At 59.7% G+C, this 25,983-nt stretch carries 13 protein-coding genes and 5 pseudogenes; 7 read left to right on the forward strand and 11 right to left on the reverse strand.

Translation table 11 applies throughout. The annotated features are described in order from the left end of the window. Positions 1 to 229: 229 nt before the first annotated feature. Positions 230 to 631: pseudogene (locus tag FNL56_RS20955) on the forward strand (transposase); the annotation flags it as partial. A 502-nt stretch (positions 632 to 1,133) separates the two neighbouring features. Here FNL56_RS20955 and FNL56_RS20960 read toward each other — a convergent pair. From FNL56_RS20960 to FNL56_RS20980, 5 genes are all read right to left on the reverse strand, one after another. After that, positions 1,134 to 2,195, reverse strand: coding sequence for a M23 family metallopeptidase (locus tag FNL56_RS20960; RefSeq protein WP_143574862.1), 1,062 nt, complete (start codon positions 2,193 to 2,195; stop codon positions 1,134 to 1,136). A gap of 2 nt (positions 2,196 to 2,197) precedes the next feature. Further along, positions 2,198 to 3,448, reverse strand: a complete 1,251-nt coding sequence (locus FNL56_RS20965) for an HlyD family type I secretion periplasmic adaptor subunit (RefSeq protein ID WP_246660746.1) — start codon at positions 3,446 to 3,448, stop codon at positions 2,198 to 2,200. A gap of 108 nt (positions 3,449 to 3,556) precedes the next feature. Next, positions 3,557 to 5,890 carry a cadherin-like domain-containing protein gene (locus FNL56_RS20970; protein WP_143582320.1) on the reverse strand — a complete coding sequence of 778 codons (2,334 nt, stop codon included), beginning with the start codon at positions 5,888 to 5,890 and terminating at the stop codon, positions 3,557 to 3,559. A 23-nt stretch (positions 5,891 to 5,913) separates the two neighbouring features. Continuing rightward, the gene (locus FNL56_RS20975; protein ID WP_143574865.1) at positions 5,914 to 7,641 is read right to left on the reverse strand and encodes a type I secretion system permease/ATPase; all 1,728 of its coding nucleotides are present in this window, start codon (positions 7,639 to 7,641) and stop codon (positions 5,914 to 5,916) included. Positions 7,642 to 7,738: 97 nt separating this feature from the next. Then, on the reverse strand, positions 7,739 to 14,899 hold the full coding sequence (locus FNL56_RS20980) for a peroxidase family protein (protein WP_143582321.1): 7,161 nt from the start codon (positions 14,897 to 14,899) through the stop codon (positions 7,739 to 7,741). A 159-nt stretch (positions 14,900 to 15,058) separates the two neighbouring features. Here FNL56_RS20980 and FNL56_RS20985 point away from each other — a divergent pair, with 159 nt between their 5' ends. Together FNL56_RS20985 and FNL56_RS20990 are read left to right on the forward strand one after the other, a co-directional pair. Continuing rightward, complete coding sequence (locus FNL56_RS20985; RefSeq protein ID WP_143578245.1) at positions 15,059 to 16,552, forward strand: sensor histidine kinase; 1,494 nt, start codon at positions 15,059 to 15,061, stop codon at positions 16,550 to 16,552. A gap of 163 nt (positions 16,553 to 16,715) precedes the next feature. Then, on the forward strand, positions 16,716 to 17,378 hold the full coding sequence (locus FNL56_RS20990) for a response regulator (protein WP_143578246.1): 663 nt from the start codon (positions 16,716 to 16,718) through the stop codon (positions 17,376 to 17,378). A gap of 136 nt (positions 17,379 to 17,514) precedes the next feature. Here the strand turns inward: FNL56_RS20990 and FNL56_RS20995 are convergent. Beyond that, positions 17,515 to 18,408: pseudogene (locus tag FNL56_RS20995) on the reverse strand (IS3 family transposase); the annotation flags it as partial. A gap of 58 nt (positions 18,409 to 18,466) precedes the next feature. Between FNL56_RS20995 and FNL56_RS29025 the strand changes: the two are divergent. From FNL56_RS29025 to FNL56_RS21015, 4 genes and pseudogenes are all read left to right on the forward strand, one after another. Next, positions 18,467 to 19,123 (forward strand): annotated as a pseudogene (locus FNL56_RS29025) (transposase); the annotation flags it as partial. Between the two features lie 187 nt (positions 19,124 to 19,310). Next, a complete protein-coding gene (gene istA / locus FNL56_RS21005; protein ID WP_143581927.1) occupies positions 19,311 to 20,819 on the forward strand; it encodes an IS21 family transposase in 1,509 nt (502 codons plus the stop codon). Continuing rightward, positions 20,816 to 21,625, forward strand: coding sequence for an IS21-like element helper ATPase IstB (gene istB, locus FNL56_RS21010; protein ID WP_143581712.1), 810 nt, complete (start codon positions 20,816 to 20,818; stop codon positions 21,623 to 21,625). Before istA ends, istB begins: the two co-directional genes overlap by 4 nt. Before the next feature lie 138 nt (positions 21,626 to 21,763). Next, a pseudogene (locus FNL56_RS21015) lies at positions 21,764 to 22,276 on the forward strand (IS30 family transposase); the annotation flags it as partial. Positions 22,277 to 22,288: 12 nt separating this feature from the next. Here FNL56_RS21015 and FNL56_RS21020 read toward each other — a convergent pair. From FNL56_RS21020 to FNL56_RS21040, 5 genes and pseudogenes are all read right to left on the reverse strand, one after another. After that, positions 22,289 to 22,546 (reverse strand): annotated as a pseudogene (locus tag FNL56_RS21020) (transposase); the annotation flags it as partial. Positions 22,547 to 22,687: 141 nt separating this feature from the next. Beyond that, entirely contained in the window at positions 22,688 to 23,461 is a 774-nt protein-coding gene (locus FNL56_RS21025; RefSeq protein WP_143574870.1) for a bacteriorhodopsin, read from the reverse strand. A 9-nt stretch (positions 23,462 to 23,470) separates the two neighbouring features. Continuing rightward, positions 23,471 to 24,376 carry a methyl-accepting chemotaxis protein gene (locus FNL56_RS21030; protein WP_168204686.1) on the reverse strand — a complete coding sequence of 302 codons (906 nt, stop codon included), beginning with the start codon at positions 24,374 to 24,376 and terminating at the stop codon, positions 23,471 to 23,473. Positions 24,377 to 24,393: 17 nt separating this feature from the next. Next, the gene (locus tag FNL56_RS21035; protein ID WP_143577461.1) at positions 24,394 to 25,218 is read right to left on the reverse strand and encodes an IS5 family transposase; all 825 of its coding nucleotides are present in this window, start codon (positions 25,216 to 25,218) and stop codon (positions 24,394 to 24,396) included. Positions 25,219 to 25,290: 72 nt separating this feature from the next. Continuing rightward, entirely contained in the window at positions 25,291 to 25,908 is a 618-nt protein-coding gene (locus FNL56_RS21040; protein WP_143582324.1) for a hypothetical protein, read from the reverse strand. Between the last annotated feature and the right edge of the window lie 75 nt (positions 25,909 to 25,983).

Genomic DNA, 25,983 nt, shown 5'->3' on the forward strand with positions numbered 1-25,983 from the left:
AGGTGGTCGAGGGCCGACTGCATCCCCGCGGGTTCGATGCGTGTGAATCAGCACCGGAGTCGGACCCCTCTACGCGAAAGCAGTAATGCTTTGAAGACAATCGAGAAAATTGGTTCGAGGTGGGGTCCCAATCGGCGCCGATCGGGACCCCTATGACCGATCAAATTCGTTTATCCAATCAATGCGTTCAGGAAGAATCGGGCGAGGTCCTTGGACCACGCTGATTCACACACTGACCTTACTCGCGGCCCAGCGCTAGCACCGCATCGACGCACCCTGCGTGATCGACAAGCCGATCAGCGGCGTCAGTTTCCTTGCCTATGTCGAGCAGATCATGGTCCCTACCTTGCAGCCGGGTGACATCGTCATCATCGACAATCTCGGCGGCCACAAGGGAAAGGCCGTCCGTCGCGCGATCCGCGCGGCTGGCGCAAAGCTGTTCTTCCTGCCGCCTTACAGCCCCGACCTCAATCCGATCGAGCAAATGTTTGCCAAGCTCAAAACCCTGCTCCGCAAGGCCGCCGAACAAACAGTCGAAGCCACATGGCAAAGAGTCGGAGCGCTTCTTAACGCCTTCAGCCCTGAAGAATGCGCCAACTACCTCATCGACTCAGGATACGCTTCAAAATGAAGAAATCATGCTCTAGCGAAAATGGGATTGTTTGAAATTTGGGACTCTTTGAGTAGTTCGCATGCAGGTCGATTGTTACGAACCATGCAATTAGTTGAGCAGTGCCGCCTCAGTTTTCCCTACGATTCTCCTTCTCGTTGCGAAGGTTGCCTAGCCAGACTATCGGCCCCCGCATTCGGTGGTCGACAATCCGTCCTCGCCTTGTCCCGTCCGTTTTGTCTCTTAAGCCGGTAAGATACTGAAGAAAACCGCGCATTCCGGAAACGGCGCGCCGAGCCCAGTGGTTAGATCGTCTTGTGATGGAAAACTTTGTGGTGGCCATTTTTTTCATCCCACCTTAGGATTAAACCCGTGTGGCGCAGGTTATTTCCAATTCGCCGATTTTTAATAGCCGATGTTTAATAGTAGTCTCGTGCCGTAAAAAACGGAACCTGCCCTTATAAAATCCCCAGATTTCTTCGCTTGGCTGTCCAATTGAAGTCACCCAGGATTGCGTGACGTATTATTGGCCTATTTCAAACGATTTGGCGGTCGATTGTACCGTCCGAGTGCCATCGAACAGTTCGACCCTCAGGTCGTAAACGCCCGCCCGCGCGCCGTTTTTTCCTCCAACGTAAGCGAGATAGTTCGCCTTACGACCTTCAAGAGCGCGGGTCTGCAGGTTCACTATTGGAACGCCGTCCGAGTCGAGCAGTCGAATTCTGAAAAAGCTGCCCTGCTCGACGTTGATCGCCCAAACCCACGCGACTATTGGCTCGGATAGCTTGACGAGCGGCGGCCCACCGTCGCGAACGAGGTTCGGCAATTCTGGAGCAGTCTTTGCCAAGCCGAAATCTAAAATCGCTGTCGGCGAATTCGACAGCAGACTTTGAACCGACGGCTCGAACAAACCGCCCGTGGTTTCGCCGAATGCTTCCGCACCTGATCGGAGAGACCGCCCCGTCAGCGGCTCGAAAGGTATACCATCGCGCCGGATCGACAGATGGACGTGCGGAAATTCTGCCAGGCCCGACGCGCCGATCAATCCCAAGCGCTCGCCCTTTCCGATGCGCGTCCCCGAGTGTACCGCGATGCTACCTTGCTTCAAATGGCAGTATTGGGAGACGATTCCGTTAGCGTGTTCTATCAAAACGCCGTTGCCGCATTCCTTACCTCCTAGCAGTTTGCTATCCTTTAATCGGTCGAAGATCCGGTCTGCAACGCCGTCGCGCACCCGCAACACTGTCCCGTCCGCGATCGACACGACCGCTGCACGCCCGATGTCCTTGAGCGAACGCAGCCGAATATCCCAGCCGTCGTGTCCCTCGTAACTTGCCCTGCCGCACAGAGGGTCGACAACCCCCGGACCGGGATCCATGTCGGGCATCTGTTGCACGAAGCATTCATCGCCGAGCCGACAATTTACCGGCAAGCCCAGAAAGACGCCTGAACGCGAATCTGCAGTGCCGGCTGAGGATCCCAAGCCGCAGTCGCTGAAAACAAATACAGCAGCAAGAGGGATCAAAGCGAACAGGCGCCGCCGGGGCTTTCGGCGCCGGTTCGCTTTAGGTAGAAGATCGAACACGCTCACTCCTCGCGGAATGATCGCATCATCTGATCGGTGAACGGCTTGATCAGATACGAGAACGCCGACCTGTCTCCCGTTGACAGGAAAACCTCCACCGGCATGCCGGGCACGATCGGCTTGCCGGCGACCTGCTTGAGGCCGCCCGCGATCGCGATTGTGCTGAGATAATACGTCTGTCCAGTGGCCTGCTCCAGAGTGGCTGCGGCGCCAATGGTCTCGACAGTGCCGGCGACCTCTGGCGTGGTCCGCTGATTGAAGGCCGAGAAGCGAAGTCTCGCAGGCTGGCCGGTCGCGGCCTGGTCGATGTCGATTGGCGACAGCTTGGCTTCCACGACGAGATCCGCGCTTTCCGGAACGATGGACATCAGCGTTTCCTTAGGAGCGATCACCCCATTGACCGAGTTGACCGCGAGTTCGTTGACGACGCCAAAGATAGGCGAGCGGATCACCATCCGGGACAGCCGGTCCTGCGAGGCGATGGTTCGCTCCTGCAGTTCCGCGAGCTTGCCGTCAACCTCGCGCAGGTCGCGCTGTCCATCGGTCCGCGCCTGCTGGTCCAGTTCGATGATCTTGATCCTTGATTCGCTGATCTGGCCCTTGACGCGCGCGATGTTCGCATCGATCTCGCCCTTTAGTCCGTCGATCTTGACAAGGTCGCGCTCCATCGTGCGGATCTTGCCGATCTCCATATAGCCCTTGTTGTAGATCGGGGTCAGACGCTCGAGGTCTTCCTTGACCATTTTTCGCTCGCTGGCGTTGGCCTCCTGCTGCGCCAGCAGGCCGCGGACCTGCTCCTCGAACTGCGCGATCTGCAGCGACAGTTGGTCCCGGCGCGCCTCTCGCACGGCGCGGTTCTCGTTGAAGAGGCGGATTTCGCCTTGGGCGATCTCGGCGGTGCCAGGGTCGCCTTCGAAATCGGGCTTGAACGTAATGGCGGTGGCGCCCTCGCGCTCCGCCAGGTGGCGCGCACGGCGGCCCTGCAATTCCGACAGCTGCCCCTTAAGTACGCCAAGTTCGGCCTTGGTCTGAGTTTCGTCGAGCCTGATGAGGACGTCGCCCGCGCCGACGCTGTCGCCGTTGGCGACCAGGATCTCACCCACGATGCCACCGTCTCGATGCTGGATCAGCTTGACCTGCTTCCGCACGACGACCTTGCCTTGCGCAATTACTGCGCCGGTCAACTGCGCGTGCACTGCCCAGCCGCCGCACCCGCCGATCAATGCCATGGCAAGCACGATTGCCACGACCATCCGCGAGCGGATTCCGAAGGACTTCAAGCTGGCGGGGTGCCCCGACGAGTTCGCATTCATGTTATGCCCTCTATGTTCCTTCCGGTCGGTTCGCCGGCGTTACTGAGATCAAGCGTGGTGCGTGGTCGAGTTCGCGTACGGGTTCGTCAGCACGAAGTTGCCGGCGGTCAGGTCGATGTGGCCGTCTAGCACGATCTCGAACTGATGGTCCGAATTGCCATCGAGATCGCCGGTGACCACGGTGATCTCCTTGGTGTCGGAGACGATCTCGTAGTGGTAGGTTACAGCGCCGACTTCGTCGAACTTCGCCTGGTCGGTGCCGGCGAAGAACAGCTTCTGGCCAGCGAAGTCGTCGAGTTCCTGCCCAACGCGCGAGAGGTCGAGCCGGTCGCCGACGCTGAAATCCACGATATGATCGCGTGGGCCGCCCTCGTTCTTCAGCGACGCCATGTCACGGAAGACGAAGGTGTCGTCGCCCTCGCCGCCTTCCATGATGTTGACGTGCGCGTCCGCAACGAGCCGGTCGCGGCCATGACCACCGCGGACGTTCTCGATCTCGAAAATCTGTGCGGTCTGCACGCCGCAGATTTCGACGATGCCATCGGGCAGGTCCACGTTCGCATCGAACACGATCTGGGATAGATCCAGCGTGTCGTCGCCCGCACCTCCGCTGATGAGGTCGTGGCCGCCTCCGGCGTTGACCACGAAGGTGTCGTCGCCAGCGCCCCCATCGATGTGATCATCGCCCGCTCCTCCGGACAAGACGTCATCGCCGTCACCCCCGGCAAGACGATCGTTGCCGTCTCCGCCATCTAGAGTGTCGTTGCCGCCATCGCCGCAAAGCACATCGTCGCCGCTGCCGCCCAGCAGGACATCATTCCCCGCGCCACCCTCAATGCGGTCGTTGCCGTCGTCTCCATGTAGGACATCGTCCCCCGCGCCACCCTCGATGCGGTCGTTGCCGGCTCCGCCGGACACGACGTCGTTTCCGGCTCCGCCTACGATCATATCGTCGCCCGCCCCACCCAGCAGGACGTCGTTGCCGGCACCGCCATCGATATGGTCGTTGCCGTCCTCTCCGTCGACGACGTCGTCGCCTTCGTCGCCCAACAACGTATCGTTTCCGTCGCCCCCCATGATGTGGTCGGAGCCTTGGCCTCCGGAAGCGAAGTCGTCGCCGTCGCCGCCCAGGATCAGGTCGTTGCCGTCCTCCCCATAGAGGACGTCGTCGCCGGCTTCGCCGAACAGGGTATCGTTGCCGGCACCACCGAAGATGACGTCGTTGCCGGAGCCTCCGAAGATGATGTCGTCGCCGTCCCCGCCGACCAGGCGGTCGTTGCCCTCGCCGCCGTAGATCGTGTCGCTGCTCTCGCGGCCGTAGACGATGTCGTTGCCGGCGCCCGCGTCGATGACGTCCGCCTGGGGCGTGCCGATCAGGAAGTCGTCGCCGTCAGTGCCGTGAATTTCTTCCTCGGGGGCGGCATGCAGGTCGGCATGCGCGGTCTGGGCGATGGAAGCAGACCCGTCCGTGATGTTGTAAGTGAAGCGTACCGCACCGGTCTCGTCGTGCTGCGGCGTATACAGCCATTGGTCCGGCCCAAGCACCTGCAGCGAGCCCTGATCGACATGGAGGGCCTGCACCGACAGCGTGTCGCCATCTGGATCGCGCGCTCCCGTCAGAAGCTGGCTCAGCGAGATAATAATCGATTCATTGACCAACCCGCTTCCGAGGTCCACTGCCCCATTACTTACAGGCGAACGGTTCGCGCTCTTAGGAGGATCCGGCGGGGTCTTGGCAGGCGGCGACGTCCCGACATCGCCGGGGGACTTGCTGCGGTCAATGGGCGGGTCCTGCGAACCCTTGGCAACCGGCGGCTTCTCGACCTTGTCAGCGAGCTTGCTACGGTCGTCGGTGATGTGCGGGTCGCTTCCACCCGTCCGACTGCCATCGCTGCCGCCCCCGCCACCGCCTCCAACGCCGCCGGCCGGTTTGGGCTCGCCGGCCGATGTTTGCGGACGCGGCACTGCCGGAGCATTCTGGTTGGCTGGGACCAACGAAAGCCGTGGGCTCTCGGTCCTGGCGAAAGACAGGCTGTCGAGACTCACCGCTGCCGCAAAAGCCTCGTTCATCGAGACCGATGCCAGACCGACGGCGCGAACGAGCTCCGAAGATCCGGCGGTTGGCCCCGTGGAGGAAGGCGCGACCGCTGCCTCGGTCTCGCGCTCCGGCCCGTCCAGACTCTGCAAATCCGGCTTCGGCTGATGCGGCGCCTCTTCCTTGTCGCTGCCGAACATCTGCTTCAGCACAAGCCCCCAGCTCGCCACAAGGAGCGCCGACACGATGGAACTGACCCTGGTCCTCTCGTCGAGTAGCTTGAACCGCCTCGACGGCGCGTCGAGCGCGGTGCGGTCCGGAATTCCCAACGATATCCGATCTTCCATAGCGACCTCCCATTCAGCTCGAATCAGGCCGTCGCGGCGGCCGGAAATGGTATCGGTGCCGACGGGGCGCCGACGACCTTGTCCTTCGGACCGAACGCGATCAGCTTGCCGCCTTGAACCACGCCGACGTAGTCCACAGCCGCGAGAGCCTTCGGGCGGTGCGCGATCACGATCACCACGCCTCCACGAGCCTTGACGGCTTCGATGGCATCGCTGAGCGCGGCCTCACCCTGCGAGTCGAGATTGGAATTTGGCTCGTCGAGAACGACGAGGAAGGGATCGCCATACAGTGCCCGTGCCAACCCGATGCGCTGCCGCTGTCCGGCTGAAAGGGACGTGCCCGAGGGGCCCAGTTCGGTTTGATAACCTTCGGGCAGCCGCGCGATCATCTCGTAGACGCCAGCGGCCTTCGCAGCGGCCACGATCTTGCGGGCGTCCGGCTCGGCTTCGAACCTCGAAATGTTCTCGGCGATGCTGCCGTCGAGCAAGGAAACGTCCTGAGGCAGGTATCCGATGTACTCGCCGAGCACGTCTGCGCGCCACTGATCGAGATCCGCGTCGTCCAGGCGCACCTTTCCTCTCAGCAGCGGCCAGACGCCGACGAGACCCTTGGCCAGCGAGGTCTTTCCGCCGCCGCTTGGGCCTATCAGGCCCAGCGCCTCGCCGGCCTTCAGTTCGAAACTAACCTCGCCTACCAGCACAGTGCCGCTACCAGGGGCCACGACCGTGATGTTTTCGACCTTTAGCGCTGCCGCAGGCCTAGGAAGCGGCATGATGTGGGAACCATCCTCGGCCGCGGCCAGCGTCTGCTTCAGACGACGGAAGCTCCTTCGCGCGGCGGCGATGAGCTTCCAGTTGCCGATAGCAGAATCGATTGGCGCGAGCGCCCGTGAAGAGGCCACTGAACAGGCGATGATCGCCCCTGCCGAGAGCTCGCCCTTGATTGTGAGGAAGGCGCCTAGCCCAAGAAGTGCGGATTGCAGCATCATGCGCAATACTTTGGCAATCCCGCCGAAGCTGCCGCTGACATCACTGGTCCAGGTCTGCAGCTCGAGGTGCCGCAAATTAGCCTTCTCAAAGCGGGCCACAGCGCGGCCGCCGAATCCCATAGCGCGGAGGATGTCGGCGTTGCGCGCGTGCGAATCCGCCAGCGTGCTGCGCAGCACGGCTGCCTGGTGCGTTTCGCTGCCCGCGCGGCGGGTCATCAGTTCGGTCGCCACCGTGAGCGAGATCAGCACCACCGCCCCGGCCAGCGTGACGAGCCCCAAGACGGGATGAAGCAGATAGACGAAACCGAGGAACAGCGGCATCCACGGCAAATCGAAGAAGGCGACGGGCGCTTGGCTGCCGAGGAAGCCGCGGACGACATCAACGTCCCGGCCCCTTTCGAGCGCCTCGGAGGTGGAGTAGCCGTAGCGAGCCATTTCGATCACGACGTGGTGGGTCAATGGCGCTAACTTGGCGTCAAGCCGGGCGCCTAGGCGGACCAGGATCTGGGAACGCAGGATGTCAAACATCCCTTGGAATAAATAGAGGCCGATAGCCAAAGCGGAAAGCGCGACGAGGGTCGGAATGCTGTGGCTGGTCAGCGCCCTATCGTAGATTTGCAGCATGTAGAAGGAGCCGGTCAGGGCGAGCACGTTAATGATCCCGGACAGCCCCAGCAGGAAGAAGCCGATCCTGCGATAATTGCCGATCGTGTTTTCTCCGTTCGGATAGGCCGAATTCTTACGCTTGGCATTCTTGCTCATTGTGTACTTCCCCTGCCCTGGCGTGTTGCGCGAAGCGGTTGTTCTACCTATCCGGAGCGGCGGGACCCCCGTCGCTCCGGATCGTCGTCTATTGCGCTCAGTGCACGCCGTTAAAGTCGGCGGAAGTCAGGGAGTGGTTGCCGGCGATGTCGATCTTGAAGTCGGCGACCGTGTCATTGTTGGTGTTGCCCGCAACGATCGTGTGCTCAAGGCCATCCCTTGTTTCGTGGGTGACGATGACCTGCCCGGCGGACGTGAAGACGTTGCCGGCGAACAGCACGAAGGACTGGTTGCCGCTCGCCCCCGTGTTGGCGTCGATTGCCGACAGGTCGATCCTGTCGCCGGGCTGGAAGCCCTTGATCGTGTCGCCGTCGGCATCGACTGCGGAGTTGAACACGAAGGTGTCGTTGCCCCCGCCGCCGTCCATCACGTTCGCCACCGAGCTTGCCACGATGGTGTCGTTGCCGGAGCCGCCGATGAAGTTCTCGAAACCGAAGACCTGGTCGGTGCCGCTCTGAGCGCTGGCAACGCTGCCGTGCTGACCGATCCCGTTGCCGAGATCCGCCGTGATGGCGGCAGATATCGCCGAGTAGTCGAGGGTGTCCTCCCCCATGTCGCCAAAGTAGGTATCATTGCCATCGCTCACCGTCGCGATGATCCGGTCGTTACCGGCACCGCCGTAGACCACGTCGTTGCCGAGGCCGCCTTCGAGGGCGTCGTCGCCCGCATCGCCAAAGATGCGATCGTCGCCCTTGTCGCCGGCGATCAGGTCGCGCCCGGCGCCTCCGAACAGGACGTCGTCGCCCTCGTTGCCGAACACCACGTCGTCGCCTGCACCTGCCTTCACCAGGTCGTCCCCGGCGCCGGCCTTGATCGTGTCGGCGCCGTCATTTCCGAGGATCACGTCGTCGCCGTCGAGCCCGCTGAGGACGTCGTCGCCCGCCGCGCCGACCATCACGTCGGCCCCGGAGGTTCCGATGTTGACTTCCGCCATGCCGGGATTGATCGCCGGCGTGCCGGCGCCGTCATGGCCGTCGTCGTGATCGTCTCCCGAACAATGCTGATCATCGCCGGATCCGCCCTGACCGCCACCCTGGCTGCCGTCGCCGGAGCCACCCTGGCTGCCGTCGCCGGAGCCATCCTGGCCGCTGCCGTCGCCGGAGCCATCCTGGCCGCTGCCGCCCGTCGGCCCGCCCGGATCGGATGGCAGCATGTTCTGGGTATCGACCACGTCCTGCGGCCGCAGCGTTCCGATCACCTGGTCGTTGCCTCCGCCGCCGTGGAACACGATGCGATGGTCGGAGGTCAGTCCGGAGATGTCGACCGTGTCGGCGCCCGATCCGCCGTTCACCGTGATCGTGCTGTAGTTCAAGCTGGTTCCGGTGAAGTTGCCGATCACCTGAACGGTGTCGCCGCCGATGGTGCCGGTGCCGCCCGGGAGGACGCCGCCCGGCGACGTAATCGTGGCCGCATTGACGACGATCTCCTCGATGTTGTCGAGTTCGGCGATCAGCACGCCGTTGCGAGCGACAACGATCTCCGTATTCGCGTTCAGGCCGGTGAAGCCTGCATGTGCCGCGCTGCTGCCGGTCCCCGGCCCAGCGCCGTCCCAGTCGTCGGTATTGGAATAGATCCTGAAGGTCTCGGCACCGGCTACTCCGTTCAACACGTAGGTATCCGGCGTGGTGTCGCGGCCGTTGATGTCGAGCGCCGTCGTGCCGCCATCCACGAAATCGTGGCCGCCGGTCGATCCGGTCTGGGTCACGGTGTCTGCGCCGGAGCCACCATTGATATAGTCGTCGCCGGCGCCGCCGTTGATGGTGTCGTTGCCGTCGAGACCGAAGATGGCCTGCGATCCATTTGCGCCCGCCGCGCCGTTGAGGTTGGCGTTGTTGGCATTGGTACCCGTAACGACACCGTAGTTCACGCCGTTGAAGCGGAGTTGTTCGGTGCCGGTGACGGTATCAGTGCCCTCCGCCCCGGTGTTGTCGGTGACGGTGATGGCCGCCGTGGTGGCTGCAAGGGTGAAGTTGGCGACAGCCCCTGCGTAGACGGCGGTGTCGTTGCCGGTGCCTCCGTCTAGCGCGTCGTTTCCGGCGCCACCGTTGAGGATGTCGTTGCCGCCAAGGCCGCTCAGGCTATCGTTGCCGGCCAAGCCGTTGAGCGTATCGTTGCCGTTCGTGACCAGAAAAAACGGGTTGGCCCCCGAAGCGATGTCGTCGCCCGCCGTCCCGGGGAAGGCGCCGAGCAAGTTGCCCCCGAAGAAGTTTTGGCTCGCCCAGTTCACCGCATGGGCACCTACCGGACCGGTCGGCGCCGAGGTCACGATCTCCGCGTGTCCTCCCGCATCCGTGAACGTCGCAACGACCCGAAGCTGCAGGCCGGCCTGGGCATCTAAGCCGCTGAAACCCAAGGCATTGAAGTTGTCCTGCGGTGTGAAGGTTGCCGCGGTCGCGCCTGCAATATTGGTCCACGCGGTGCCGTTGGCCGAGGACTGCCACTGGTAGTGCAAGGCCGCCGGGTTGAAGCCGTTGGCGTCCTGGATCGAGCTGATGTTCAGCGTCAGCGGCTGGCCTTCGGTCGGCGTCAGATCGGAGATGACGGGAGCGCCGGTGGCCGGGATCTCGACCAGCTGGGTGATGTCGACGGTACCGTCAGCAAACTGAAGCTTCTGGATGCCGACCAGAATGTCAGTGCCGTCGGTCGGTGCACGCGCCGGAAGCGGGTCGGTCGGTCCGGTCGGCGTGTGGCCGTGGTCCACGATCTTGTAGGCTAGGACATGGCCTTGGTTGGCGCTGTCGAACTGGATCAGGGTGACCTCGTAGTCCGCTACGTTGCCGGTATAGGCTGCGGTGTCGGAAGAGGCCCCGGGCGCGGCAGCGGTGCCGTCGTCGCCCAGGACGACGTTCTTGAACTGGTCGGAACGCAGCATTTCGGTGAAATGCTTTTCGAAGCCCTGCGTCCCCAGCGCGCTGTTGCCGAGCAGGCCCGCGCCGAGCGTGTCCTGGTATCCGACGCGGTGGGAAGCGCCGTTGTAACGGGCGTCCTGAAGGCGATCCGCTTCGGTCGATCCGGAATTATTGTTGTTGTGGTCGTAGGTCGAGGCCACCCCAGGCGCGGATTCGTAGCGGCCGATCAGGGTGTCGAGCCGGATCGAGCCACCGACGATGACGTCGTCGCCGATGTCGCCGGTCAGGATATCGCTGCCGGAGCCGCCGACGATCCAGTTGTTGCCGGCGTCGCCGCCCAAGGTGTCGTTGGAGACGCTGCCGACCAAGCCTTCGATCTGGAACGCCGCCGGAACCGACTGCTGGCTGTTAACCGCGGTCAGGGGGTTGGCCTGCTGGTCGAGGTCGTAGGAGACCCCGACCGGGCGGAGATGCTGCAGGCTGAAGTCCATGATGTCGAAGCCGGTGGTGCCGGGCGTGTTGCCGTCGTCTGTGACCCCGTCGCCGCCCAGGACTTCGTCGGGTCCGGTGCCGAGCGCCTGGGCGATGTCACCGACCTTCATGATGTCGTCGCCGGCGCCGCCGAACGAGATGTCGACGTCGGCGCCGTCGAGGATCATGTCGTCGCCGTTGTCGCCGTAGAGCACGTCGGTGCCCGAACCGCCGTCGATGAAGTCGTTGCCGTCGTCGCCATGGGTGAACGGGTCGGTATCCTGATCCCCGAAGATCCTGTCGTCGCCGGTGCCGCCGAACAGCTTGTCGATGCCGATGCCACCCGAGATGTAATCGTTGCCGGCGCCGCCGATGACCTGGTCGTTGCCGTTGATGTCCGATCCGCTGGATTCGCCATACAGGAAGTCGTCGCCGGCGCCGCCGTCGATCAGGTCGGGGTTGTCGCCGCCGTAGATGGTGTCGGAGCCGTCGCCGCCGTAGAGACGGTCGATGCCGTAGCCGCCGTAGATGGTGTCGTTGCCGGCGTCGCCGTAGACGGTGTCGTCGCCGCCCTGGCCGTAGATCAGATCGGCGCCCTTCGAGCCGACGATGATTTCGTTGGATTCGGCGCCCGAGTTCGGGGTGCCGTCGAGATTGACGCCTCCGTTTTGATTGTAGGCGCTGGTCGGATCGGAGTCGGCCAGTCGGGTGTCCTGGATGTAGTGCACGCCGCCGATGGTGACGACGTGGCCATCGTTGAGATTGCCGTGGCCGCCGTTGGAATAGATCCCGATCGTGCCGTCGTCCACCGAGACGTGGGTCGCCGTCGGTCCGGTGCCGATGTCGGCGGTCACCCCACCGTATTTATGCTCGTTGGCGGTCGTCAGGAACTCGGTCTGGCTACCAACCAAAACCTCCTTGTGGGCGCTAAGGTCGATGTTCTGGTCGGCATAACCGAAGATGTTGCCGTTGAGATGCGTCAGACCGGTGTTGCGTTCGACGATATCCTTGAGCTGGCCGTTGCCGACCTCGTTGCCGAACTGGGTGCCGAACAGCCGGTACAGGTAGTAGAACCGGTCGCCGTCCATCAGTTTCTCGATCTGGTCGACGAAGACCTTGTCGAAGGTCTCTCCCAGCAGGCCACCCGGCTGATGGACTTCGGCGAGACCGCCGAGCCAGGTGTCGATGCTGTTGAAGGCGAGGGTGCCTGCGCCCCCGACAGCCTCGTCGCCGTTGAGGAAGCCGTAGGCCTGATCCAGGGAAATGCCGTCGGTACCCGCTGCGACCGTGCCGTCAACGATGCCGACGAGATGCTGAGCCTTCGTCAGATTTCCGTCGAAGGCGTAGGCTGCGATGAAGTTCGCCAGCGAACTCGGGTGCTGCATGTTCTGGCCGAAGTCGTTCCAGCTGGTGTACTGGTTCAACCCGACGGCGTGGCGGAACTCGTTGAGGGTCGGAATGCCGAGGTCGCGGCCGCGCGCGATGTTGATGGCCGCCAGATCGAGCGGCTGGCCGAGCAGGCCCTGGTTGAGCGCCGGAGTTACGAATTCGTCGACCTCGTTCATCTGCTGGTGCGTCATGCCCAGGATGATCCCCGAAGCACCGACGTCGGCGAATTTCTGCGGCGCCAGGAAGGCCTCCTTGAGCGCGTAGCCCATGATCTTGCCGGTCAGACCGCCGGTCGGATCGATGGTGTCGATGGTCTCGCGCAGCGTGGAATGGCCGAAGCGGAAGGCAACCTGCGAGTATTCGAGCGAGATCGCCGAATTGACGTTGGTCGAATAGGCGCCGAACTCCTGGATGTTCGGCGTAACGTTGCGGGCGTACTGGTCGACCGCGGCATGCTGGTATTCCATTTCCACGACCAGCTTGGCCGCGTTGAACATCTTGTCCTGGTCCCAGGCAATGCTGCCGTCGCCGTTGAGATAGTCGCCGGCCGCGTTCATGCCGTGCCCGGTGTCGACCTGGAAGCCATGCAGCGAGGCGTGGGTAGCGTCTCCGGACACGATGTCCTGCCGATGCAGGGCGTCGATGATGTTGTCGACCTGGTAGTTGTGCTCCTCGTGGAACACATGGTGGATCGAGGTGAGACCAAAATTCTCGTTCACGCGCCCGTCGCCAGCGACGTAGTGGTCGCCGACCGACGCCATCAGGATCTCGCCCACCGCGTCGTGCAGCGCACCGGCCGGGGTGGTGATGCTGAAGTCCGCAAAATTGACAAACGGGTAGAGTGCGCTGGCGCCGCTCAGCATGTGCGGCGTCCCGGCCGGCGAACCGGCGGGCAAGTTCTCCATGAACAGGGTCAGCTTGTGGGTGACCGGGTCGATGCCGAAGCTCGACGCCGCTCCGAACGTCGACTTGACGCTAGCGTCGATGGTGGCGATTGCCGCGGTGACCTTCGCTGTCTGGGCCGCGGTGCCGTAGCTCGCCTCGCCGGCGTCCTGGGTGCCGCTGCCGTTCTTGTCGTAGAAGCCCGCCATGTGCCCCGCGTCGAAGCGCGGGTTCATGTCGAGCAGCAGCGCCGAGCCGCTGGTGCCGGCGACGACATGGCCGCTGGCGTCGCGGTTCCGCAGGTCGTTGACGTCCTCCCAGGTCAGCGCGTCGCGGCCGGTGGCCTCGATATGCGCGCGCAATTCGTCCAGCGTCGGCAGCGTCTGCGTCGTCAGGGTGACGCCGTCCGCTTTCATCCACGGAGTGTCCAGCGTGTGCCCGTCGAACAGGTTCATGCCGGCGTGGAAGTCCGTGGTAGAGGCCGTTGTCGTATCCGGGACCCACTCGCGCAGCAGATTGGTCAGCTGCTCGTGCGAGCCGTAGGTCTGGCTCTGGTCGATGAACGGCGAGGTGTGGTTAACGTATTCAGCGCCGTTGGCATCCAACTTGGCGACGGTGGCGCGGTTGATGGTGATTTCGTGCACCGGCTGGCCATCCTGGCCCAGCATGCCGTAGAGCGGGTCGTCGCTCGCCAGCGCGATCTTGACGGTCTGACCGGACGCCTTGCCGATGAAGTCGAGGCCGTGATCGAAAAACTGCCCGAACAGCACGAAGAAGCCGTTCGACGGCGAAACGCCGGGATTGAGGCCGCCGATGAAATGATCGTCCTGGCCGGCCGAGGCGGCGAGCCGCGCCTGGGTGTCGACCTGGCCGAGGCCGCCGTTGGCCACTGTCTTGAGCTGACCCCAGTCGAGGACCTTGGCGACGCCGCTGGCGTCGTAGTAGATTTCGTTGGGCTGATGGGAGCCGGCGAGCGGATCGCCCGAATGGTTGGCCCAGGTGTCGAAGGTGACGCCGGCCGTGGTGGTCGTCAGGCTGATCATGCGCGGCGTGTAGTCGACGACGTTCTGGATATCGATCGGCGCGCCATTGGCGGCGGTATGGTCTCCCGGCTGACCGGGGGTGGTATCGACCTTGATGGTATAGTCGCTGAGATTGGCTTTGAAGGTGCCGTCCGCGATGCTGTACGAGGAGTAGTATTGTTTGGCGGCAGCATAGGCCCGGTCCGCCACGGCCTGCATGACCGGAGAATAATTGGCATAATCGGCGGCGGCCGAGCGGGTGAAGATCTGATCCGTCGCACCATACGTGGCGTTGATCAGCGACAGGTTGTTGTTGAGGCCGCTCGGATCGCGCAGGCCGGCGAGGTCGAATTCCGAGATGTAGGACTGACCGTAGGTCGCGACTGCAGACAGAGCGAGCGGGTCGCTCGCCGTGGCGCCGCCTTGCCCGATCAGCGTTCCTTTGGCGTCGTAGACGCTACCGGTGCCGTCCCACAGGATGATGGCGTTTCCGTTCACATCGAAAAGCGGTCGGAAATTCACCTGGCTGAGGATGAAGTCGATATCGCTCTGGTCGATTACGAACGGCTTGAGATAATTGGCCATTGATTCTACTCCCACCAATGCTGCTAAAGTCGGTACGTTTTGCACCGGGCCCGTAACGATTTTTTAAGCATGGCATGCGCCGATGATTTGGGAAGGGCCTGAAGTCGAGCGAAAAAGAATGGATGAAGGTCGTATTCACCCTGCCAAAAGGCCAAGATCTTGATTGGACTTAAGTCCATATTTGGATCGCGTTGGGCCGCGCCGATTCGGCGTCGGGCAGCCCGGCTCACGCTGTTTCAGCAATTTACCATTGCGGCGACGGTGGTCCTTGGCTTCATGATGATCGCCGTCGGTACGTGGATTAGTGCGCGAATAGTCGATGGGGTATTGCGCAGCAGTTCAGATTCTGCGGCGCTGTACCTCGAGGGCTTCCTCGAGCCTCATATTCAATCGCTGCAGTTTGGCACATCGCTCCCGCCCGAAAGCCTTGCCAAACTTGAAGAAATCAGTGCCAGCCTTGCTTTGCGACGTCACGTTCTGTCAATCAAGGTATGGCTACCTGACGGCACAATCGCCTTCAGTTCTCAGAAGGACCTCATCGGAAAGAAATTTGACCCCACAAAGATACGTCCCGGCTTTAGAGGCGAGATCAGGGGAAACTTCGCAGACAATGACGACGAGGAAAATGAATTTGAGCGCAAGCTTGGGCTTTCGCTCTATGAAATCTATGTGCCCCTACATAAGTCCGGGACAGATCAGATCATTGCCGTAGGCGAATTCTATGAGAACGCCGAACGCCTGCACAAGGAGATCTTCGCCGCCGTCCAAGACTGGCTCGTGATCGGCGCGGCGGCAATCGGCATGCTGCTTACTCTTTTCGCGATCGTCCATCGTGGCAGCGCCATAATCGATCAGCAAAAACGGGCGTTGAAATTAAGGCTGCGAGAGCAATCCAGACTTCACCACATCAATGATCTTCTTAAGGAAAAGATGCAGAAGGCCATGCGAGAGAGCAACCGAATCGATCGCACAATCCAGAAGCGAATTGGCTCACAACTGCATGACGGCCCAGCCCAACTTTTGAGCTTCGTATTGTTGCGGCTCAGCGAGATCGGGACCGCGCTGAAAGCACCCAGGGACGCGAACGAGAACTCGAGCAATCTCATCGATGAAGTTCGCGGCGCGGCATCTGACGCCTTGGCTGATCTTCGTTCGATTTCGAGCGGCCTGCTGCTTCCTTACATCGAAGACAACGAAGACATCGTGGGCGTCCTACAGTCAATCATTAGTCGACATGAGCGCCACACAGGCTCTCGGGTCGATTTTAAAGCAGTTAATGTACCAAAGCGGCTATCGAGAGACATCATCCACTGCGTTGGGGGCATCACTCAGGAGGCGCTAACCAACGCTCATAAGCACGGTGGCGGAGACGCTCAAGACGTTTCTCTCAACGTTGATGATGCCGAATTGCATCTTTCGATTCGTGATTCCGGGCCGGGAATCGATTTTTCAAAGATTGCAGATGTTGCTGCAGCGAGAAACGATCGCCTGGGGTTGCTTGGGATGAAGTATCGCGTCGAGTCCGTCGGTGGCACGTTGGAATTAAAGTCCGCGCCATCAGAAGGCACAGAGGTAAAGTGCAAAATTCCTCTGAATAATATTGAACCTAAATACCAGGGCGCCGACGCACTAATCGAACTAAATCGCCGATGAGCGCATCATATAAAGGCCGCCGCCGGACCGCTGTTTTCTGATTTTATGATCAATTCACCAAGCCGAATCAAACTTGTTGATAACTTGCAAGAATTACGGCAGGATCTTGCCATTAAAGTCAACCGTTTTGACCCGTTTGCATCGTCAGTCCGGGGGAATTTCAATGAAATCAGATATTTTGCAGATTTCAATTGCCATCATAGATGATCATCCAATCTTGCGTCACGGACTGGCCGCTGTTCTCCGCAGCGAGCCCGGATTTAAAGTGGTCGCCGAGGGAGGATGCTCGACTGAAGCGTTGCAAATTGCCAACATGCATCGTCCGAATATTATGCTGCTGGACTTGGGCATTCCGGGCAATGGTATCGAGGCTCTCAAGGAAATATGCGTTCAAGTCCCTTCGACCCGCTGCATCATATTGACCGTGTGTGATAACGCAGATACCGCGATCAACGCGCTCAATTCCGGCGCCCAAGGATACATCCTTAAAGGTATCGCCGGCAAGGACCTCAAAGCGGCAATCAGGACCGTTTTAAACAACGAGTCGTTCGTTTCTCCTGATTTCGCGGCCAAACTCGTCATCGCTGCCCAGAGGGAGAAAGTAGCTTTAACACAGGCTGGCAGCCAACTGAATTTCCGTGAAGTTCAGATACTACGTGAAGTTGAAGCTGGACTTACCAACAGAATGGTTGCGGAGAAGCTGAAAATCAGTGAAAAGACAGTCAAATACTATATGACTAACATTATGCAAAAGTATGGTGTCAGTAATCGAACATCAGCGGTGGTTGCGGATCAGAGGCTGCGCATGTCACGACCGAATGCTTAAAAACGGACGTATGGTTTTGCGAACAAACCGTCCGATAGACTTGATGTCATTCCCATCGGAATCTCCAAATTTATCCCGTGCCAAATCTGCAAGCAAATGGCGGGACTCAGCTGCACCCGGTTCTGTTGACACCGGCTTAAACTAATCTGGCCCTTTGCTCGAACTCCATAGGGCTTAGATATCCGATGGTCGAGTGACGACGCTTCGGATTGTAGAAGCATTCGATGTAGTCGAATACATCGGCCTTGGCTTCGTTCCTTGTTCGGTAGATCTTGCGCGCGGTTCGCTCCGTCTTCAACGACGAGAAGAAGCTCTCCATCGCCGCGTTGTCCCAGACATTTCCAGACCGGCTCATTGAACAGACGACGCCGTGGTCGGCCATCAATCGCTGGAACTGCTCGCTGGTGTATTGGCTGCCCCGGTCGGAATGGTGGAGCAGCGCATCAGGTTTGCCTCGTCGCCAGATTGCCATCACGAGGGCGTCGGTCACAAGTTGCGCCGTCATTGCGGTTTGCATCGACCAGCCGACTACGCGCAGAGAGAACAGGTCGATGAAGGCCGCCACATAAATCCAGCCTTCCGCCGTCCAGACATAGGTGAAGTCGGCGATCCATTTGCGGTTGGGAGCCGCCGCCTCGAAGGCGCGGTCGAGAACGTTGGCCGCGACGGCGCTCGCGTGACGTTCACCCACATCAGGAGGAAGGCGACGCCGTCGCGGCCGCGCCCTGAAAGCTTGTAGGCGCATCAATCGTTCGACCCGGTGCAGCCCACACGACACACCCTCTGCAAGCAGGTCGTGCCATACGCGCCTGGCGCCGTAGGTGCGGTCGCTCGCGAGGAAGCTGGCTCGAACCTTCGCACCTAATTCCTCATCGCTGCGGCTACGCCGACTGCGTGAACGCTTCAGCCAGGCATAGAACCCACCTCGCGAGACACCGAGCGCCTCGCACAACCACTCCGCCGGCCAGAGCCCCCGGTGCTTCGAAATGAAACCGAACTTCACATCGATTCCTTCGCGAAGTAGGCCGCGGTGGATTCAACTGGTGAACGCAACATGATTAATTCATGTCGTTTCTGGAGGGATCAAGATGCCGCAGATGGGTCGCCCGGGGTTATCCCAACAGCAAAAAGCAGAGCTATGGGCGAGATGGAAGGCGGGCCAGTCACTGAGCGATATTGGGCGAGCCCTTGGAAAGCATGCGGCTTCGGTGTTTGGGGTGCTGCTGGCAAAGGGTGGAATAGCTCCAATCGCCCGGAAACGATCGTCGCGGTGTTTGACCCTTCAGGATCGGGAGGAGATATCTCGCGGATTAATTGCCGGCCTGTCTCTGCGCAGGATTGCCGAGCAGCTTGGCCGATCTCCCTCAACCATTAGCCGGGAGGTGGATCGTAATCGAGGCCGTTACAAATATCGTGCTACCATGGCTGATGAGCGGGCATGGCAGGAAGCGTCACGTCCAAAGCCTTGTCTCCTTGCAGCGAATAGATCTCTTCAGAGGGTAGTGGCAGCGAAGCTGCAGCACCATTGGTCACCTCAGCAGATATCGGGATGGCTCATGGCCGAATATATGGACGATAAGACAATGAGAGTATCCCATGAAACGATCTATAAAAGCCTGTTCGTCCAAGCGCGTGGTGTACTGAAAAAAGAGCTGATATCGCGTCTACGCAGCAGGCGGATCATGCGCCGTGGGAAGACATCGACCACGCAAGGACAGACGCGCGGTCAAATAGTTGATGCTGTGTAGCGCGACAATCAGGATGAGAATCCCGCGACAATCAGGATGAGAATGCGCCGCTGCTGGGTTGACGAAGGGAGGGCGTAGCCCGACCGGAGGCAGCCCAGCAGCGGCGTGTCGCCCGAACGGGCCTCATTTGGCGGTAACGGCGGCTGGTCAAAGATCGGGTTTCTCCTTTGAGAGGACCAATTCTTTGGCCGGCCGGCATGTCACCGATCAACAAATGAGGCTTTTCATGAGCTTGCGTCGCAACCATTCGCCAGCCGTCGCCGCTGCAAAGGCTGGTTTCAGCACCTCCGCCGCCTACCGGTTCGAAAAGGATCCCCGACTTCCCACCCAGAAGAAGTCGCCCCGCGAACGCCGCCGCGCTGATCCATTTGCCGATCTTTGGGAGAACGACATCCTCCCGATGCTGAACGCCGCCCCAGGCTTACGGCCGATCGCCGTGTTCGAGGAACTATGCCGCCGACATCCGGAGCTGGGTTCTGGAACGCGGCGGACGCTCGAGCGGCGCATTCGGGCATGGCGGGCGGTGAACGGGCCGGATCGGGAGGTGATCTTCCGTCAGGAACATCCGCCGGGTCGCATGGGGTTGTCGGACTTCACCGAGGTCGCCGATCTCGGCGTCACCATTGCGGGCCAGTTGCTGGACTGCCGGCTCTATCACTTCCGGCTGCCTTTCTCCGGCTTCGAACACGCCCATGTCGTACTCGGTGGCGAAAGTTTTGTCGCGCTGGCGGAAGGCTTGCAGAACGCGCTGTGGTCGCTGGGCGGGGTGCCGGAGCAGCACCGCAGCGACAGCCTGTCAGCCGCGTTCCGCAATCTCGGCGCTGAAGCCAAGGAGGATTTGACGACGCGCTACGAGGCGTTCTGCAGTCATTACGGCATGACGCCGACCCGCAACAATCCCGGCGTGTCGCATGAGAACGGCTCGATCGAAAGTGCGCATGGCCATCTCAAGAGAGCGCTGGCCGATGCCCTGCTGCTGCGTGCCTCTCGCGACTTCGACGATCTTCCGGCATGGCGTGGTTTTGTCGACGAGATCGTTGGCCGCGGCAACGCGCGCAATGCCAAGCGCATCGATCAGGAGCGGACGGCGCTACAGAAACTGCCGGTCCGCAAGACCGCCGATTATGAGGAGGTCAACGTCGATGTAACGACATCAAGCGCCTTCACGTTGCGCAAGGTGTTTTACTCGGTCCCCTCCCGCTTGATCGGTCACCGGCTGCGGGTGCGTCTCTATGACGACCGGCTCGAATGCTTCCAGGGCGCCACCCACATCGTCACCCTGCGGCGCGGGCGAAGCCAGCCCAACGGCAAACACGGCCATGTCATCGACTATCGTCACGTCATCCATTCGCTGCGCCGCAAACCGATGGCGCTGCTCAATCTGGTCTATCGAGACCAGTTGTTCCCCCGCCGCGTTTACGCTCGTGCGTTCGACGCCTTGCTCGCCGGCATTGGCGAAAGACCAGCCTGCCGTGCGATGGTCGGGCTTCTGGCGCTCGCACATGAACGGGCCTGCGAAGCGGAACTCGGTGCCGTGCTGCAAGCCACGCTCGACGACGGCATCCTGCCGGATCTCAAGGCGCTGATCGAACGCTTCCGACCGAAGGGCATGGCACTACCGGTCGTCGTCGTCACGCTGCCCTCGCTCGCTATCTACGACCAGATTGCCGCGGCTGTGGGAGAAGCCGCATGAACGCGACCGTCAAGATCGACGCCGCCCGTGTCGAATTGCTGCTCAGCGAACTGCGTCTGCCCGGCATCAAGCTGATCTGGGCCGCCCTGGCGGAAACCGCCGATAAGGAAGGCTGGCCCGCCGCCCGCTTCCTGGCGGCCCTGGCTGAACAGGAGATGGTGGAGCGAAACCGTCGTCGCTTCGAACGTCATCTGGATGAAGCCCGCCTGCCGCCGGGCAAGACCCTCGCTGCATTCGACTTCGATGCAGTGCCGATGATCTCAAAGGCGCAGGTGCAGGCTCTCGCCGCCGGTGACGCGTGGCTCGACAGGGGCGCCAATCTGTTGTGTTTTGGCCCGCCTGGCGGCGGCAAATCGCATCTGGCAGCGGCGCTCGGCATGTCCCTGATCGAAAAGGGTTGGCGCGTGTTGTTCACCAGAACCACCGATCTCGTGCAAAAGCTCCAGATCGCGCGCCGCGACCTCACGCTCGAAGCCGCGATAGCCAAGCTCGACAAATATCATCTGCTGATCCTCGACGATCTCGCCTATGTGACCAAAGATCAAGCCGAGACCAGCGTTCTGTTCGAACTGATCAGCGCCCGCTACGAACGCCGCTCAATGCTCATCACCGCCAATCAGCCATTCGGTGAATGGGGAAAAATCTTCCCGGACCAAGCCATGACGCTGGCGGCGATCGACCGCCTCGTCCACCACGCCACGATCCTCGAAATGAATGTCGACAGCTATCGCCGAAAAGAGGCTGTCGACAAAGCCCGCGGAGCCGGAAGGCCGCCAACGCGCGCGACAATCAAAGCGTCATCCTGATTGTCGCTCCACGACAATCAACTCCACGACACGCAATTATCACTTGCGTTATCGTCAGGCCGCGACAATCATCCCCACGCCGCGACCGCTAAATTGCCATCCTGATTGTCGCGCTTCCCATCCAGATTGACGCGCTACAATGCTGTGTCGATTAGCGAGCGCCCCGCCGAAATCGAGGACCGCGCGATACCAGGGCACTGGGAAGGCGACCTGCTGTCGGGAGGAAACAACACACACATTGCAACCCTGGTCGAGCGCCATTCCCGATATGTGCTCTTGGTCCGTGTAAAGGGAAAAGACACAGACAACGTCGTGACCGCCTTGGTTAAGCAGGTCAAACAATTACCAGAAGGATTTATGTCGTCTCTGACCTGGGATCGAGGAACCGAACTTGCTGCCCACAGGCGTTTTACCGTTGCCACTGATGTAAAAGTCTACTTCTGCGACCCGCGCAGCCCGTGGCAGCGCGGCAGTAACGAAAACACCAATGGGTTATTGCGCCAGTACTTTCCAAAAGGCGCGGATCTATCGGTTTACAGTCAGGCCGATCTAAACGCCGTGGCGCTGAAACTCAACACCCGGCCGAGGAAAACGCTTGGCTTCATCACACCGGGCGCTAAGCTTGCGCAACGTGTTGCGTTCACCGGTTGAACCCACCGCGGCTTTTTTTAGGATGTCGCGCTCTGCCTTCAGTTTGGCAACCTCGCGCCTGAGGCGCGTGATCTCCTGCTGCTCCGGCTTCATCTGACCTTGACCGGGAAAAGCGTGTTGCGAGTCGTCGGCGAACTTCTTCACCCATTCACGCAGCTGCGTCGGATGAACGCCGAGGTCGTCGGCAGCCTGGGCGTAGGACACGCCCCGATCCTTGATCAGCTTGACCGCCTCAACCTTGTACTCTCGCGTAAACTTCCGTCTCTCCATGACATACCTCCAGCTCCATAAAACACCTAACTTGGTGTCTTCGGAACCGGGTGCAGCTCAATTTGTTTTAATGGTGGTGACGGCGAACAATCACCATGAGCTACTTTAAATGTCCGAAAGACATCGAGAAAAGATAAAAGTTTATCGAGATTGCGCGATATATTTTTCCCGTTGTTCAATCTCAAGCAAAGAAAGCTTCTTGGCGAGGCTGACAACGAGAATACCAAAGCCGACTTTCGAGGAAAGGTCGGCTATGCAATAGACCAGCTCCCTGACAGCCAAAAGCTCGCCCTTGTACCCTAACAGTGGAGCAAGATATCCAATGGGGTAAGTCATCCAAGAAATCAAAATGAAGTTTTGCAGCAAGCCAAAAGTAGATCGTAAATCAGTTGGAAAATCCGCGGCCGCCTCCGAAAGTTCGCCATACATAACAACTAAAATATAAACAAACCCGCCGCAGGCCGCTAAGAAGCAAACCCAGGACGTTGTCGTTCCTCCCCCAGCCTCATTTGTAACGACCTCGCCAATGTAGCCTAAAATTATCATTACCGCATCCGCAATCATAAGCTTTGCCGCAAGTCCGCCTTTGTTAGGGCTATTCGTCAGCATTACGAGCGAAGATAGAATGATCGGAGTTGTCAGTACCCAATCAGCATAACGGAAGGCCGTAGGAAAGCGCGATAGGGTAGCATACTGCCCATCGAGGCCCACTCCTGCTGCCATATGATAATAATTGATTGCCGCGATGCAGACAACCATCATACACAAACTGGCAATCACGCTATATCTGGGCGTAAGATTATTGCGCTCCATAATGAAATAGATTGTTGCTGCAAACATGCCCGCAAAGGTAACGTTGAACATATATTGCGTGGCAAGGATGAGAATGCTGAAGGTTGCGTGTGCGTCTTGCATGGGGCCTACTCAGGCTGCTCCTGTCAGTTGTTGAAGAGTATCGCCGATGTTCTTGCCCATCAGTTCAATTGATGCAGATGTTTGCCTAGATGCAGTGCTTATGCTTTCCGATACCGCGATCGTCTTCTGTTCGGCGTTTTCGGCCAATCCCTTCATGGACGAACCAATCGCATTAATCTCGAGCGCCACCCGTTCGACAAGAGAAGATATTTGTTGTGTGGCCGCGGCTTGCGAAACCACATTCTCGGCGACTTGTGATGAAAAGACCGAGAGTTCGTTGATCACAGTTGAAATTTGCTGAATGGTGTCAACCGTCAAGCTTATTTCTGCGCGGACACCTTCGATTTGACCAGATATCAGTTTCGCAGCGTCGGCCGTTTGTGCGGCCAGTGACTTGACTTCACCGGCCACGACGGCGAACCCTCTGCCCGCACTGCCACCTCTCGCAGCTTCAATTGTAGCGTTGAGGGCCAACATATTGGTCTTGGCGGCGATACTTTGTATTACCTTCAGCATCTCTTCGATTTTAACAGCTTGCTCTTCAAGCGACTTGATGCGCAGGTTGCCGTCCTTAGCCTTTAAAACCGCAGACGCCGAAAGGTCTTTAGAGTTTCGCGCTCCTGCTAAAATGACTTCAAACTGCTTTGACAACTGCTGAGTCGACGCCGTCACCTGTTCGACATTACTTGCCGCTAGATCCATACCGGTCGATGTTTTTTCGGCTGTGTTTCTCAAATCCAAAGACAGTTTTTCGATGCCGTCTGCGGCGGCTAACATCTCTTTCTGGTCGCGACTAATTCCCTCGAATATTTTGACAATTTGCTCATCCAATACCGACGCAATTTTTAAAAGATTGTTTCTAAGGTCAACCGTCTGCTGACCCCTCAATTCTATTTCTCTCAGAGTCTGACTCATAATGAATTCGTTTGATTTCAGGCTTTTGCAAGCCGTCTTATAAGGACGCGAATGTGAGCGACGAACGCCCAGGCAACGGCGCTGGCGATTGTGGTCTCGAAGTCCTTTGCCAATCTGCGGCAGCGACCGAGCCATCCGAACGTTCGTTCGACGACCCATCGGCGCGGTAGGATTTCGAAGCCCTGCTCCCTGTCGGATCGTTTTATGATTTCTATCGTCCAATTGCCGATGCGCTTCAAAGCTTGACGCAGCTTATCTCCGGCATAGCCACCATCGGCAAAAATATGGCGCAGCCACGGATAGCGATAACGTATCGAAGCAAGAACGCACGGGGCACCATCACGGTCCTGAATGCTGGCTTCGTGCACGACCAGCCCGACCAAGTTTCCTTGCGTGTCGGTGACGATGTGGCGCTTGCGGCCCTTGATTTTCTTACCTGCATCATAGCCCCGGGGGCCGCCGCTTTCCGTGGTTTTCACCGACTGGCTGTCAATCACTCCGGCCGTTGGGCTCGCCTCTCGGCCAGCCGCCTCGCGCGAGGCCATCACGAGCGTGTAGTTCAGCGACGCAAACAGTCCGCCGCGCGACCACGCGTAGAAATAGCCCTGCACCGTCGAGTAGGGCGGGAAATCCTTGGGCAACTGCCGCCATTGGCAGCCGGTCGACGCAATATACAGGATCGCATCCATCACCGTTCGCATATCTGTCGCACGCGGGCGACCGAGCGCCGAAGCAGGCGGCAGAAGCGGCTCCATCACAAACCACTCGGCATCCGTCGTATCGCTTTCATATCGCAAGCTCGCCCGCCTATAGTGTCGGCGGGTGATTTCAGTCCAGACCATCGTGCTCTCCCTCGAATCTTCGCAAATCCGAAGGAATCACAACTGGCTGAAATCACTCAGCTTCTTTTTCAGTCAGCCTCTCAAACGTAATTGCTCAACCTCTTTAGCGTGTGATTTGAACACATTAACAGCATCGTACATATTTGCCAGCTCGGGACCAACTTTGCCGCGGGGCTGCGCGTCTATATCGAGGCGGCCTTTCGCCAACTCATACATAACCTGGCTGAGGTCATTCACCTGGCCGGAAAGTTTGCGCCCGATATAGGTCGAGAGCGCTAATCCAGTAAAAATTGTAAGCAAGGCAAGAAGCAGGGCATTTCTTGAACTTCTGCCAACGACGTCAGTTATGATCGCGAGATCCTTATTAAGTTGGCGACCAGTTTCATCACTTGCTGACTTAGTAGAAATCGATTCAAGTTTGGCGACCTGGTTTCCGATCATCGAAAACTGCGTATTGTTAATTAGCGTCGAAATGACCGATAGAGCCATAACGCTAAAAAAACCCCAATAAAGCAGAGGTCGAATGCCAACCCCGTTGGAGCGAACATGCGAACGACCCGAGGCCGGGTCTGATAGAGGAGATACTTCGCTTCTCCCATTCCGGAATTTGAGTTGTGAAGACGAGGCCGAATTTAACCGACCAAGATTGAATGTCTTAATGCCACCAAGCTCATAATCGATTTGCGCCATTTTTTAGTTGCCCCCGTTGAATTTAAAGCGCTGCGCGTTGGCGTAGAACGGAACACTCCCGCGAATAGCGATAGC

It is taken from the genome of Tardiphaga sp. vice304 (genome assembly GCF_007018905.1).
In the GTDB taxonomy this organism is placed as follows: Bacteria; Pseudomonadota; Alphaproteobacteria; order Rhizobiales; family Xanthobacteraceae; genus Tardiphaga.

What these genes read in the sequence shown, in the direction of transcription:
- FNL56_RS20975 (WP_143574865.1), bottom strand. Translation starts at nt 7,641, where the DNA reads ATGAGCAAGAATGCCAAGCGTAAGAATTCGGCCTATCCGAACGGAGAA.
- FNL56_RS21040 (WP_143582324.1), bottom strand. Translation starts at nt 25,908, where the DNA reads ATGGCGCAAATCGATTATGAGCTTGGTGGCATTAAGACATTCAATCTT.
- FNL56_RS20990 (WP_143578246.1), top strand. Translation starts at nt 16,716, where the DNA reads ATGAAATCAGATATTTTGCAGATTTCAATTGCCATCATAGATGATCAT.
- FNL56_RS20970 (WP_143582320.1), bottom strand. Translation starts at nt 5,890, where the DNA reads ATGGAAGATCGGATATCGTTGGGAATTCCGGACCGCACCGCGCTCGAC.
- istB (WP_143581712.1), top strand. Translation starts at nt 20,816, where the DNA reads ATGAACGCGACCGTCAAGATCGACGCCGCCCGTGTCGAATTGCTGCTC.
- FNL56_RS20980 (WP_143582321.1), bottom strand. Translation starts at nt 14,899, where the DNA reads ATGGCCAATTATCTCAAGCCGTTCGTAATCGACCAGAGCGATATCGAC.
- FNL56_RS21025 (WP_143574870.1), bottom strand. Translation starts at nt 23,461, where the DNA reads ATGCAAGACGCACACGCAACCTTCAGCATTCTCATCCTTGCCACGCAA.
- FNL56_RS21030 (WP_168204686.1), bottom strand. Translation starts at nt 24,376, where the DNA reads ATGAGTCAGACTCTGAGAGAAATAGAATTGAGGGGTCAGCAGACGGTT.
- FNL56_RS21035 (WP_143577461.1), bottom strand. Translation starts at nt 25,218, where the DNA reads ATGGTCTGGACTGAAATCACCCGCCGACACTATAGGCGGGCGAGCTTG.
- FNL56_RS20965 (WP_246660746.1), bottom strand. Translation starts at nt 3,448, where the DNA reads ATGGTCGTGGCAATCGTGCTTGCCATGGCATTGATCGGCGGGTGCGGC.